The organism is Mesorhizobium sp. M0663 (genome assembly GCF_040320585.1).
Taxonomy (GTDB): domain Bacteria; phylum Pseudomonadota; class Alphaproteobacteria; order Rhizobiales; family Rhizobiaceae; genus Mesorhizobium.
The window spans coordinates 45,732-57,637 of the sequence record NZ_JAMYPX010000006.1 but is presented as its reverse complement, the minus strand read 5'-3'; the positions used below and the strand labels follow the sequence as shown (position 1 = coordinate 57,637).

Genomic DNA, 11,906 nt, shown 5'->3' with positions numbered 1-11,906 from the left:
TTCGATCTGCGTGATCGCTATCAACTCAATCATTTGACAAAAGGACCGCCACAAATGGCCAAGAAACCAATGACCCGCGAGGAACTCCTCGCTCAACTCGATACCCTCGACAACTCCACCGAAATCGGCAAGCTCAAGGACGAGGTCTCCCGGCTGACTGAGGAGAACGCCTCGCTCATCTCTCAACGTCAGGAACTTGAGCGCCAGCTTAAGCAGGAACGCGAGGCTCTCCAGCTGGTCCGCGAGGCCATCCGCAAGGTTGATGTTCGGACGCGCTCCCACGGCGCAGACAGGCCCGGCCATGCCGAGATTACCGCAGCTGCCGACCTTGCTGGCCGCATGGAATTGGCAGAGGTGCAGCTTGGTATTCAGAAGGGCACCCACGACCCCGCAACAGGTAAGCCCTATACCGCCGACACCAAGCCGCAGCGCGACTTGACCGCAGGGGCACCCAAGGTGACCCGGACGGAACTGGACTCGTTCTTTCCTTCCCTGAGTGGCCCTGAGGTAGACGTGACGGATACTGCCGACGCCTTGGCCGATACCGATCTGTCGGAACTCAAGACCGCTTTGGAGATCGCCGCAGGCTAACAACCGGATTGCTGCACCCTTGCTGTGTGCCTTAACCAGACAATCAAAATTCGCTTGCGGATTTTATCAATCCCATGTCTAACCGGTTTGCACTTGGGCAAATACTAGGGGGTTGATAATGAAGTACGCATTGATTGTCATGTGTCTGCTCTCTTGGATCATGGGGGGCGTTGGCGCAGCTGTCGCACACAGTGGCGGCACAGACTCAAACGGCTGTCACCACGACACGCAGACCGGTGGATACCATTGTCACTGAAATTGCTATCCGCCATTTGTTTCGTGGCTGCTGGTGTTATGCCGAGCGTGTCATTTGCTCAGACGTTCAACGGCTACGACTGCACCCAAGATTGTTCCGGTCATCAGGCCGGATACGACTGGGCAGCAGGTAAAGGCATTGAAAGCGCATCCGACTGCGGTGGCAACAGCAACTCGTTTGTCGAAGGCTGTCAGTCGTATGTCGAAGAGAATGCCGACTCCTCAGAACAGGACGGCGACGACTAACTGATCCAAAGTGCCCATGCGTTTTCGTTAGGGTCAACGCATGGGCACTCGGGGTAACCATTACAGCGCTTCGGTCACTTGAAAGTCTTCCGTGCCCTTAGGTGCGTTGCCCCAGCCAAACTCGCAAGCATCCCAATGGTCCCATTGGGAGGTTGAGAGTTCCTCAAGGGTTTCTCCGGTTTTGTCAAAATAGGTGATCAGGTAGCTGGCCATCTATCGGCTTTCCATGTGTGGCGTGATTGCCGATAGCTATGAATCACACATCCGCAGGGAAAAAAAGCCAAGCCAATCGGGAGTCTCCGCTATCCGGGAGAACAGCTGCTAGCTGGTCGCCATGAATGGGGCCGCAGCATCTGAGTCGATCTGGTAGCGCCAGCCGTTTAACTCCCGCACACGCTCGTAAAATAGCGCGTCATCCATCGCCGCATCGAGTAAATTATCAGCGTGTCCGGCTTTGTTGCCATTCCAGATAATAGTCATGGCGATCAATCCCAGTACGCCCCACCACCACGCGCTAGTGAAGGCCCAGTAAAGGCCCATGGCGAGCGCGCCTAGCGCGAGTAGCTTGTAGAATGAGAACGCGAGCGTTGCCGTCCCCTTAGGCTTTATGCCCATGCTCGCCAACTTGACGGCCACCTCGTGGTTCATCCCGAGATTCAATTTCCCTTGCCGCCGCAACTCAACCATCTTCGCGTGAGGCAAGGCTATTTCCGACCCCGAATAAGTGACCTTCGACATTTGGATTCTCCCCCTTGATGTCTGCCCTACTGAGCATCACACCAGAGTGTGATCAAATTTGCAAAAAATGTGTTTCGGTATTCATATACATACAGGGCGCTAATTCCCCCCGTGGCCCCCAAGGGAACCCTCGGCTTCCACCTGTACCGTGATCAGTCCGCGTTATGCATGGTCGCTTCATTAGCGTTCCCTGGCGTCAGGTGAACGGAGCGGGAACATACGAGCATCCCAAGCTATGCGCTTACCGCATTCCGTAGAAATAAAGCTAAGTCTGGCATAAGCTCTGATCGTGCCATTCCTGCCAGGGGTGAGCGGGGCCAGTCGGCCCCGTTTTCATGTTATCGGTCTCGCAGCCGCGGCGTCGCCATAGGTCGCTGCTTTCAAGGCGGCCCGCCCAGAGATCATCAACCATTTTGAACCCCAGATGAACGGAGCCATCAGAGCCGGTTCAGCCGGGGCAAGGCATTGTCATGCGTATTGAAGGAGACACCGCGCAATGCTTGCCCGCCGCTTCACCATCGTCTGCCTGCTGATGAGCCTGTTCGGCATGTTGTTCGCCGTCCTTGTCGCCGAAGCCGGCCGGCCGTCCCGCTCCTGGGACGTCGCAAGTTCCTGCCGACTCGGTTGCTTGAACCATCTTCACCACTGAAACGACAAAGAGCTGAACCTTTAGAGAAAAGCAAAACGCCGATGAACCGCCTCGCCGCCAACACCCTCAAGACGCTTCGGCTGCTGCCGCGCGCGGCGCTCATCCTGACTGTTCTTTCGGTCCCGGTACTGGCCGTGCCGACGATGCGCACCAATGCTGGCTCGACGATCGAGGCGCCTGCGTTGAGGAAGTCAGGCCTCGGCTTTGTGCTGCTGGTTAGCCTGCAGCGCGGTTAGCAGACCGAAAAACGCCGACAGCGCGTATTGAGGCCGCCTTACCCCCTCCCAACCGCGCGTCCAACTCTCTATATTGAGTCATGGAAAAGCGAATCTATCCCCAAGCCATTGAATCGGTCGTCACGCCGGAGCCGTTTGGCCGACAGAGCTTCAACGATGCCAAGAAGGCGGTCGCGACCCTGCAGGTGCTTTACGACCGCAACACCAAGTTCCTGCGCGATTCATTTGCCGCGCTCGCCGCGGGCGGCGACAACAACAAACGCTACCGGGCCTTCTATCCGGAGATCGGCGTCACCACGAGTTCGTTCACCCAAATCGACTCGAGACAGGCCTATGGCCACATGCCGACGCCGGGGCATTTCTCAACCACCATCACCCAGCCTGCTCTTTTCGAAAGCTACCTCACCGAACAGCTTCGGCTAATCATGCGCAACCACGGCGTTCCCGTCACGGTTTCGGAATCGACCACTCCCATCCCGCTGCATTTCGCCTTCCTCGAAGGCACCCATGTCGACGGCGCTGCTGCCGAACGCATCAAACGGCCGATCCGTGACCTGTTCGACGTGCCAGATCTCGACGGCACCGACGACCAGATCGCCAACGGCACGTTCGAAGTGGCATTGGGCGAGGCACGGCCGCTGGCGCCGTTCACCGCGCAACGCATCGATTATTCGCTGAACCGGATGTCGCACTATACGGCGACCAGCCCCCAGCATTTCCAGAACTTCGTGCTGTTCACCAACTACCAATTCTATATCGACGAATTCGTGGCCCGTGCACGCGAATTGATGGCCAATGGCGGTGACGGATATGTCGAGTTCGTCGAGCCGGGCAACATCGTGACCAAGGTGGGGGACGGCGCGCCCTGTGAGGGCGCTGCGCCCCCTCGCCTGCCGCAGATGCCGGCCTATCATCTGAAGAAGCCGAACCATGGCGGCATCACCATGGTCAATATCGGCGTTGGCCCTTCCAACGCCAAGACGATCACCGACCATATCGCGGTGCTCCGGCCGCATGCCTGGGTGATGCTCGGCCATTGCGCCGGCCTGCGCAACACGCAGGCGCTCGGGGATTATGTGCTGGCCCATGCCTATGTACGAGAAGATCATGTCCTCGACGACGATCTTCCGGTCTGGGTGCCGATCCCGCCGCTAGCCGAAATCCAGGTGGCGCTGCAGGAAGCGGTCGCCGAGGTCACCGGGCTTTCCGGATATGATCTCAAGCGCATCATGCGCACTGGCACCGTCGCCACTATCGACAACCGCAATTGGGAGCTGCGCGACCAGCGCGGGCCGGTCCAGCGGCTGTCGCAGTCACGGGCGATCGCGCTCGACATGGAATCGGCGACGATCGCCGCCAACGGCTTCCGCTTCCGGGTGCCCTATGGCACGCTGCTTTGCGTATCCGACAAGCCGCTGCATGGCGAATTGAAGTTGCCGGGCATGGCGACCGAGTTCTACAAGCGGCAAGTAGCGCAGCACCTGACCATCGGCATCAGGGCGATGGAGAAGCTGGCTGAAATGCCGATGGACCGACTGCATTCGCGCAAACTCAGGAGCTTTTCGGAAACTGCCTTCCAGTAAATGCCGAATCGCATGTGTCTGTCCAGGTCAGGACATTTCGTCATCTTGATTGAGCCGCACTTCTGCCGATAGACAAGGCGATGGCACGTGTTCGGGACATGACGGTTGCGCTGGCATTCGTCGCAATGCTTGCACTCTCGGCCGCGCTGGTGGCCGGGTTCTTCGGATCGCTGCATCCGGCCCTCGATTCCTTTGCTCATTTCCGCGTCCATTTTTCGGTGCTGATGGCGCTTTGCGCGCTGCCGCTGCTCGCCACCTCGTTTCGCCTGCAGGCCGCGGCCGCATTGCTGTTTGCGATAGCCTCCTTTGCCACTACGTCGAATGCCTTGCCGCTTTCGCGGCTATGGCAGGTGCAGGCCGGCTACGAAGCCAAACCCGGTGACGAGCCAGTCTACCGCCTGCTGCAGATGAACCTCAGGTTCAACAATCCAACGCCTGAGAAGGTGCTGTCGCTGATCGGCCGGACCCAGCCTGATGTGATCACCCTCGACGAGGTGTCCGAGATGTGGAAGGCAAAGCTTGGGCTGCTATCCGGCGCCTATCCCCACCGGATCCTCTGCCCATATCCCAATGGCGTGTTCGGCGTTGCGCTGCTGTCCAGACGACCGTTTGCCATAGGCACGGAGCCGCACTGCGACAGCCGCGGCGCGATGGCGATCGCCACGGTCGATTTCGGCGGAACCGACGTCGATGTCGCCGCCATCCACCTCACCTGGCCATGGCCGCACAACCAATCACGGCAGATTGGAGGGTTGTCTGACGAAATCGCCTCGCTTGGCGAGACGTCGATCCTGGCAGGCGACTGCAACGCAGCGCCATGGAGCGCCGCCGTCCGGCGCGTCGCATCGCTTGGCAAGCTGACTGTAATGCCGTCGGTCGGGCCGACCTGGCTCTACAGAAGGCTGCCGGATTTCCTGCGCTTCGCCGGACTGCCGATCGACCAGGTTTTCAGCAAGGGCGCCATCGTTATCCGTTCGGCGTCGACCCTTGAGGACACCGGCTCAGACCATCTGCCGGTGCTGGTGGAGTTTTCGCTACGGTCGGATGAACAAAAGCCGCTCGACGAGCACCAGACGGCGACCGCGCTTGCGGCGCTGCCTGGCGGGACGCGAAGCTGAAAATCCGCAGTCCAATCTCGACCTGGCTTATTACTGGCCCACAAAAGCGCGGATGAGGTGCTCGACAGGGCCGCCGTCGCGATGCTCGTGCGCATCGAAGGCGATCTGCTTTGCCTCGTATTCGGCATAGATGGCATTGATCCGGCGCTTTGCCTCGCGACGTGCCTCGAAACAGTGCGGGTCATCACCGACTGTCAGCCCTCGAACCGACTTTTCGGTGGCCCGCATCATCTGTCTGGCGATGCGGCCATGGGTCTCTTCATGGGCGCGGACGCCAGCGAAGAACCGCTTCCAGCGCTTCTGCAGCGCAGGCGACGTGGCTGAGACTAGTTTGGGATAGGTATAGAAGAGATTGAGCGTCCCGTTGGCCTGGCGCAGGCGGCAGACGCCGTTTTCCCGATGGGCGTCGAAGGTCCAATCATCGACGCTGTAGCCGGTCTGCGCGATGGCGTGGGTCATGAAGCCGTGCTTCGGCCCACTGCGATCCATGGCCTCGATCAGGGCCGCGCCGGTGGTTCCGGCAATGCTGTAAGTTCGTGTCTTGACCAGCACCTTAGTGCCGGCCAAGGCTGCAGGGGCGCACAATGCCCCGATCGCCACAACGCTCGTCAGAACTGCCAGGCGCATTTTTCCTTCCTCCCTGTCGCCGCAGAAAGGAAACACAGGCAGGCGGTTTATTCAACAATCCTACGGTTGCGCTGCTCCTCATCTTGTTTAGTCCGGAGCAAACCTTGTGACTTACATGTTCTGGTAGACCGGGCCCTCGCCGCCCTGTGGCGGCACCCAATTTATGTTCTGGTTCGGGTCCTTGATGTCGCAAGTCTTGCAGTGCACGCAGTTCTGCGCGTTGATGACGAAGCGCACATCCTTGGCCGCAGGATCGGCGGCGGCATTGCCATCCTTGTCGACCCATTCGTAGACGCTGGCCGGGCAGTAACGCGTCGAGGGCCCCGCATAGACGTCATGCTCGGAGCGCTTCTGCAGGTCCATGTCGGCGACGAGCAGATGCACCGGCTCGTTCTCCTCGTGGTTGGTGTTGGACAGGAACACCGACGACAGCCGGTCGAAGGTCAGCACCCCGTCCGGCTTCGGGTAGGCGATCTTCTGGTGCGCGGCGGCCGGTTCCAGCGTCGCGTAGTCGGCCCTGCCGTGCTTCATCGTGCCGAAGGGCGAGAAGCCGAACAGCGTGTTCAGCCACATGTCGAGGCCGCCAAGGCCGACGCCGACAATGGTGCCGAAGCGCGACCATAGCGGCTTGACGTTGCGCACTTTCTTCAGGTCCTTGCCGATATCGGTGGCGCGCCAGGTGGCCTCGTAGGAGGCCAGCTCGTCATTGGTGCGGCCGGCGGCTATCGCATCACAGACATGCTCGGCCGCCAGCATTCCGGAGAGCACGGCATTGTGCGAGCCCTTGATGCGCGGCACGTTGACGAAGCCGGCCGCGCAGCCGATCAGCGCACCGCCGGGAAAGGACAGTTTCGGCACCGACTGCCAGCCGCCTTCGGTGATGGCGCGGGCACCGTAGCCCAGCCGCTTGGCACCCTCGAAGGTGCCGCGGATCGCCGGATGGGTCTTGAAGCGCTGGAACTCGTCAAAGGGCGACAGATAGGGGTTCTTGTAGTTCAGGTGAACGACGAAGCCGACTGCCACCTGGTTGTCCTCGAGATGGTAGAGGAAGGAGCCGCCGCCGGTCTTCATATCGAGCGGCCAGCCGAAGGAATGCTGGACAAGGCCGGGCCGGTGGTTTTCCGGTTTGATCTGCCAGAGTTCCTTGAGGCCGATGCCGTATTTTCCGGGCTCACGACCGTCGGAAAGGTGGTGTTTGGCGATCAGTTGCTTGGCCAGCGAGCCGCGCGCGCCCTCGCCGATCAAGACATATTTGCCCATCAGCGCCATGCCCGGCGCAAAGCCCGGACCGTGCGTGCCGTCCTTCTCGACGCCCATGTCGCCGGTGACGACGCCGGTGACCGCACCGGCCTCGTTGTAGAGCAGGCCGACCGCGGCAAAGCCCGGATAGATCTCGACGCCCAGCGCCTCGGCCTTGGTCGCCAGCCAGCGGCAGACATTGCCGAGCGAGACGATATAGTTGCCGTGATTGTTCATCAGCGGCGGCATCAGGATATTGGGCAGACGGAACGAACCGGCGGGGCCGAGAACCAGGAAATGGTCGTCGGTGACCGGTGTCCTGAAGGGATGACCCTCCTCTTCGCGCCAGCCGGGCAGCAGCCGGTCGATGCCGATCGGATCGACGACGGCGCCGGACAGGATGTGCGCACCGACTTCGCCGCCCTTTTCCAGCACGACGACGGAAAGCTCGGGATTGACCTGCTTGAGACGGATCGCGGCGGCGAGGCCGGCCGGGCCGGCGCCGACGATGACCACGTCGAATTCCATGCTTTCGCGTTCGATATCGCTCATCGATCCCTCACTGGCTCGCTATTCCCGGCATCTTGCTGGCTCACGCGCTGCATAGCGCATCAAATAGCGACGGGAAACCGGCGCGGACGTGACAATACCGATTTCGTCAAAAAGTCGCGTCCTGCCGCACAGATTCGCGGTGACGAGCATCAATCTTCAATCCTATTCCGTTTGCACAGATATGTCGCACTGATGTTTTTAATTGTTCGACGGCTTGCTTATCGGCCATACTTCCCGCCATGCGCATATTCGGGCCGGCTGGCTTTTCATCGACGCGCTTTTTTTTCACGCCCGGCCGGTTTTGCCGTGCGGTGCTCTTGGCGCTTCTGCCACTGACGGCCCTCGATGCCCGTGCCGAGCAGCAACTGGTCTGGGCGACCGGCGCCTATTCCTTTTCCGACGAGCGCGGCGGTTTCCGCATCACCGGGGCTTCCGGCATCGGCACGAAGGAGGATCCGCTGGTCATCACCGAAGAGCTGAATTCAGCGACGCCGGTAACGCTGGCCATTCGCACGACAAGGCCGATCCAGCCGTTCGGCAAGGCGGGAGACTTCGCCAATGGTCTGATGTATATGCGCATCGACGTGCTCAACAATAGCGGCCAAGCCTGGGTCGAGTTCCAGTTCGAACTCCAGGAGATCCTCGACCAGCCGAGCGTGTTCGGCGATGGCCTGTCGTTCGACCAGCGCAACAAAACGCCCGAAAATATCTGGTCGAGCAGCTACGCCGATTTCGACCGCAATTTCGAACCGTATGACCGCCTGCTGTTCAAGAACGGCAAGATCGACCCGCTGAAGACCGCCAGCTTCTATTTCCTGATCACCGACTACACGCCGCGCTGGACGTTCTATCTGGTGCAGGATCCGCGCATACCGTCGAGCTGAACTTGCAAATTCAAGCTCCGCGGCCGAATGTGAAACCATGACTGCCGCCCCCTACACTAGCCGAGCCGATCTCGCCGAGCTGCTGGCCTTCTACGCCAGCGCCGGCGTCGACGAGGCACTTGAAGAACAGCCGGTAAACAGATTTGCAGAAGCCAGGCCGCCGGAGCGGGTGCCTGCGGCTGCCGCTCTGCCGGCCGGTGAAAATGCATCGCCTCATCGCTCGACGAGCGTGTCGCGCGCCGAAATGGGCGAGAGACCGAATACGGCACCGGCAGTGCGAACGTCCCCGGCCATGTCAACGGTGCCCGACGAGGCGCAGGCGGCATTGGCGCGGCAACTGGCGAGATCGGCGGCAAGCCTCGACGAGCTTCGCCAGCACATGGCGGCATTCGACGGCTGCAATCTTAAATTCACCGCCAAGAACCTGGTGTTCGCCGACGGCAATCCGACTGCCGCGGTGATGCTGGTCGGCGAAGCGCCGGGCCGCGACGAGGATATAGAGGGCTTGCCGTTCGTCGGCCGCTCGGGCCGGCTGCTCGACCGCATGCTGGCCGCGATCGGTCTTGACCGGACATCTGCCTACATCGCCAACGTGATTCCCTGGCGGCCGCCGGGCAACCGCACGCCGACGCCGCACGAGACCGAGATCTGCCGGCCGTTCATCGAGCGGCAGATCGAACTGGTCAATCCGAAGGTGCTGGTCAATCTCGGCGGCCCGTCGGCAAAGACCCTGCTCAACACCTCCGAAGGCATATTGCGGCTGCGCGGCAACTGGCGCGTCCACACGACCCCGTCTGGCGTCGCCATTCCCGCCATGCCGACCCTGCATCCGGCCTATTTGTTGAGAACGCCGGCGCACAAGAAGCTGGCGTGGCGGGATTTCCTCGAAGTGAAGGCGAAGTTGCGGGCACTTGGGTAACGGTGCAGAACGCGTCTTCCGTCCTCCCCTTGCGAGGAAGGAAGGGCGGCATCATGACCTCGCAGGTAATTGAAATGCGCCCACTGCCGGCCTAGTCATCTCGTCATGACAGCAGCCCAGATTTCCGCCGGCAGTCTCATTCGCGAATGGCGTACACGCCGGCGCATGAGCCAGCTCGACCTCGCTATGGAGGCCGAGATCTCGCAGCGGCATCTGAGTTTCGTTGAAAGCGGCCGCGCCGCACCCTCGCGTGACATGGTGCTGCATCTGGCGGAGCAGCTTTCGATCCCGCTCAGGCAGCGCAACCAGCTGCTGCTGGCCGCCGGCTTTGCCCCGAGCTTCAGCGAACGACCACTTGACGATGCCTCGATGGCACCGGCGATGGCGGCGGTCGAGACCGTGCTCAAGGCGCACGAGCCGTTCCCGGCGCTTGCCGTGGACCGGCATTGGAACCTGGTGTCGGCGAACGCCGCCATCGGCCCGTTCCTCGCCAATGTCGCCGACGCCTCCCTGCTGAAGCCGCCGGTCAACGTGTTGCGCCTCAGCCTGCATCCCGGCGGCATCGCGCCGCGCATCGTCAACCTTGCGGAATGGCGGACGCATCTTCTGGAGCGGCTGAAGCGGCAGAACGACGCTGCCGCCGATCCGGTTCTGGTCGAGCTCGAGCGCGAGCTTCGGGCCTATCCGTCCGGCCTTAAAGGCAGCCGGCCGGCGCCGGTCGAACCGAACGCGATTGTCCATCCGCTCAAGCTTGCCCATGGCGACGCGGTGCTGTCGTTCATCAGCACCATCACCGTGTTCGGCACGCCGCTCGACGTGACGCTGTCGGAGCTGGCGATCGAATCTTTTTTCCCCGCCGACGAGCAGACGCGGGCGGTGCTGATGCGGCTGGCGAAAGAGCGGACCGACGCAGCGGGCTGATCACCCTTCCGGCGCGACGGCCTTGCGGGTGCGGGTGCGTTCGAGACCCAGCTGGCGCTCGCGCCAGATGATGAAAATCCCCGCCGCAACCACGATCATGCCGCCGACCAGCATGTTGATCGTGGCGACGTCGCCAAAGACCAGATAGCCGACGACGACGCCGAGGATCATCGAAGTGTATTCGAAAGGTGCTACGACGGAAGCCTCGGCATGGCGATAGGCCGAGGTCATCAGGATCTGGCCAAGCCCGCCGCAAAAACCCGCGGCAATCAGAAGCCCCGCCTGTGCTGGCGTCAGCGCATGCCAGCCGAATGGCAGCGAAAGCAGCGCCATGACGCTCGCGGTTACCGAAAACCACAGCACGATGGTCGCCGTCCGCTCGCTCTGGACGAGGTTGCGAACCAGGAGCATGGCGATGGCCGAGATCGCCGCGGCTATGAGGGCGGCGATGACGCCAAGCACCTCCTGATCGCCAAGGGCAGCGCCCGAACTGAGCAGCGTCAGTTCCGGCCACGAGATGATCAGCACCCCGACCAGGCCGACGGCAACCGCACTCCAGCGATAGATGCGGATGGCTTCGCCGAGGAAGATCGAACTGAACACCACGACCAGCAGCGGCTGCGCGTAGTTCAGTGTGATCGCCTCCGGCAGCGGCAGCCGCGTCAGCGCGAAGAAGCCGAGCCCCATGGCACAGACACCGACGACGCCGCGCGCAATGTGGTTGAGCGGGCGCTTTGTCGAAAAGGCGGTTCCGAGTTTTCCCTGGAAGGCAAGGAAGGCGATGATCGGAAAAATGGCAAAGAAGGAGCGGAAGAAGACGATCTGCCCCGCCGGCACGGTGCCTGCCGCCTTGATGCAGGACGACATGCCGACGAAAACCGCCACCGATACGATCTTGAGCAAGATCCCGGTCAGCGTGCTGTGCTCGCCGGCAAGGTCGCCAGCTGCAAGCACTGGCAAATCCGGTCTGGCTGTCACGCCCCTTTTGCTTCCTCGATCGCCGCCCAGATGCACGCCGGCGTTGCCGGCATGTCGATATGCCTGATGCCGTAGGTGCGGTAGAGCGCGTCGGTCACCGCATTGTGCGCGGCAGGCGTCGACCCGATCGTACCCGCCTCCCGCGCGCCCTTGATGAAGGCCATATCCTCGCGACGCAACACAGAGGCGCTCGTTCCGAATTTCGGCGTGACGACGGTCATGGAAGCCTCGCGATGATGGTTGGGAAATGATCGCCTGAAATAGACGTCGCTGCAGTTTTGTCGAGGGAGCGTTTCGTGTAAAGAGCGCAGACTTCAAATTATTTGGACCAGCGGACCCGCCCGCCGCTCCCGGATCGACAGGAAAAATC

At 61.4% G+C, this 11,906-nt stretch carries 17 protein-coding genes; 10 read left to right on the top strand and 7 right to left on the bottom strand.

What is annotated here, in order from left to right:
* Positions 1–54 precede the first annotated feature (54 nt).
* The 3 genes from NKI54_RS14080 to NKI54_RS14070 all read left to right on the top strand — a co-directional run bounded on the left by NKI54_RS14080 (position 55) and on the right by NKI54_RS14070 (position 1,092).
* Positions 55–591: a cell division protein ZapB gene (locus NKI54_RS14080; RefSeq protein ID WP_352691761.1), complete on the top strand. Its 537-nt coding sequence runs from the start codon at positions 55–57 to the stop codon at positions 589–591.
* A gap of 118 nt (positions 592–709) precedes the next feature.
* Positions 710–847: a YHYH domain-containing protein gene (locus NKI54_RS14075; RefSeq protein WP_352691759.1), complete on the top strand. Its 138-nt coding sequence runs from the start codon at positions 710–712 to the stop codon at positions 845–847.
* Positions 838–1,092, top strand: coding sequence for a hypothetical protein (locus NKI54_RS14070; RefSeq protein WP_352691757.1), 255 nt, complete (start codon positions 838–840; stop codon positions 1,090–1,092). Before NKI54_RS14075 ends, NKI54_RS14070 begins: the two co-directional genes overlap by 10 nt.
* Positions 1,093–1,152: 60 nt before the next feature.
* Here the strand turns inward: NKI54_RS14070 and NKI54_RS14065 are convergent, their stop codons facing one another.
* Together NKI54_RS14065 and NKI54_RS14060 are read right to left on the bottom strand one after the other, a co-directional pair.
* Positions 1,153–1,305 carry a hypothetical protein gene (locus NKI54_RS14065; RefSeq protein WP_352691755.1) on the bottom strand — a complete coding sequence of 51 codons (153 nt, stop codon included), beginning with the start codon at positions 1,303–1,305 and terminating at the stop codon, positions 1,153–1,155.
* Positions 1,306–1,413: 108 nt separating this feature from the next.
* Positions 1,414–1,830, bottom strand: coding sequence for a hypothetical protein (locus NKI54_RS14060; protein WP_352691753.1), 417 nt, complete (start codon positions 1,828–1,830; stop codon positions 1,414–1,416).
* A gap of 496 nt (positions 1,831–2,326) precedes the next feature.
* Here NKI54_RS14060 and NKI54_RS14055 point away from each other — a divergent pair, with 496 nt between their 5' ends.
* The 4 genes from NKI54_RS14055 (at position 2,327) to NKI54_RS14040 (ending at position 5,416) form a co-directional block, all read left to right on the top strand.
* Positions 2,327–2,479 carry a hypothetical protein gene (locus NKI54_RS14055; protein WP_023677802.1) on the top strand — a complete coding sequence of 51 codons (153 nt, stop codon included), beginning with the start codon at positions 2,327–2,329 and terminating at the stop codon, positions 2,477–2,479.
* 41 nt (positions 2,480–2,520) lie between these two features.
* On the top strand, positions 2,521–2,715 hold the full coding sequence (locus NKI54_RS14050; RefSeq protein WP_352454349.1) for a hypothetical protein: 195 nt from the start codon (positions 2,521–2,523) through the stop codon (positions 2,713–2,715).
* 80 nt (positions 2,716–2,795) lie between these two features.
* The gene (locus tag NKI54_RS14045) at positions 2,796–4,298 is read left to right on the top strand and encodes an AMP nucleosidase (RefSeq protein WP_352691751.1); all 1,503 of its coding nucleotides are present in this window, start codon (positions 2,796–2,798) and stop codon (positions 4,296–4,298) included.
* Positions 4,299–4,378: 80 nt separating this feature from the next.
* Positions 4,379–5,416, top strand: a complete 1,038-nt coding sequence (locus NKI54_RS14040) for an endonuclease/exonuclease/phosphatase family protein (RefSeq protein ID WP_352591950.1) — start codon at positions 4,379–4,381, stop codon at positions 5,414–5,416.
* A 30-nt stretch (positions 5,417–5,446) separates the two neighbouring features.
* On the opposite strand, the gene NKI54_RS14035 is transcribed toward NKI54_RS14040, so the two are convergent.
* The 3 genes from NKI54_RS14035 to NKI54_RS14025 all read right to left on the bottom strand — a co-directional run bounded on the left by NKI54_RS14035 (position 5,447) and on the right by NKI54_RS14025 (position 8,123).
* Positions 5,447–6,043, bottom strand: a complete 597-nt coding sequence (locus NKI54_RS14035; RefSeq protein WP_352454346.1) for a DUF922 domain-containing protein — start codon at positions 6,041–6,043, stop codon at positions 5,447–5,449.
* 111 nt (positions 6,044–6,154) lie between these two features.
* The gene (locus NKI54_RS14030) at positions 6,155–7,834 is read right to left on the bottom strand and encodes an electron transfer flavoprotein-ubiquinone oxidoreductase (RefSeq protein WP_023677807.1); all 1,680 of its coding nucleotides are present in this window, start codon (positions 7,832–7,834) and stop codon (positions 6,155–6,157) included.
* A gap of 106 nt (positions 7,835–7,940) precedes the next feature.
* Positions 7,941–8,123: a hypothetical protein gene (locus NKI54_RS14025; protein ID WP_198023574.1), complete on the bottom strand. Its 183-nt coding sequence runs from the start codon at positions 8,121–8,123 to the stop codon at positions 7,941–7,943.
* Here NKI54_RS14025 and NKI54_RS14020 point away from each other — a divergent pair.
* From NKI54_RS14020 to NKI54_RS14010, 3 genes are all read left to right on the top strand, one after another.
* Complete coding sequence (locus tag NKI54_RS14020) at positions 8,074–8,718, top strand: hypothetical protein (protein ID WP_352569852.1); 645 nt, start codon at positions 8,074–8,076, stop codon at positions 8,716–8,718. The genes NKI54_RS14025 and NKI54_RS14020 overlap by 50 nt on opposite strands.
* A 37-nt stretch (positions 8,719–8,755) precedes the next feature.
* Positions 8,756–9,637, top strand: coding sequence for a uracil-DNA glycosylase (locus NKI54_RS14015; RefSeq protein ID WP_352636422.1), 882 nt, complete (start codon positions 8,756–8,758; stop codon positions 9,635–9,637).
* Between the two features lie 105 nt (positions 9,638–9,742).
* Positions 9,743–10,558 (top strand): helix-turn-helix domain-containing protein, encoded by an 816-nt coding sequence (locus tag NKI54_RS14010; RefSeq protein ID WP_352636421.1) that lies wholly within the window; start codon positions 9,743–9,745, stop codon positions 10,556–10,558.
* Here the strand turns inward: NKI54_RS14010 and NKI54_RS14005 are convergent, their stop codons facing one another.
* The gene (locus NKI54_RS14005; RefSeq protein ID WP_502894460.1) at positions 10,559–11,536 is read right to left on the bottom strand and encodes a DMT family transporter; all 978 of its coding nucleotides are present in this window, start codon (positions 11,534–11,536) and stop codon (positions 10,559–10,561) included.
* On the bottom strand, positions 11,533–11,757 hold the full coding sequence (locus NKI54_RS14000; RefSeq protein WP_352691838.1) for a hypothetical protein: 225 nt from the start codon (positions 11,755–11,757) through the stop codon (positions 11,533–11,535). The genes NKI54_RS14005 and NKI54_RS14000 overlap by 4 nt, the downstream gene beginning before the upstream one ends.
* Positions 11,758–11,906: the final 149 nt, after the last annotated feature.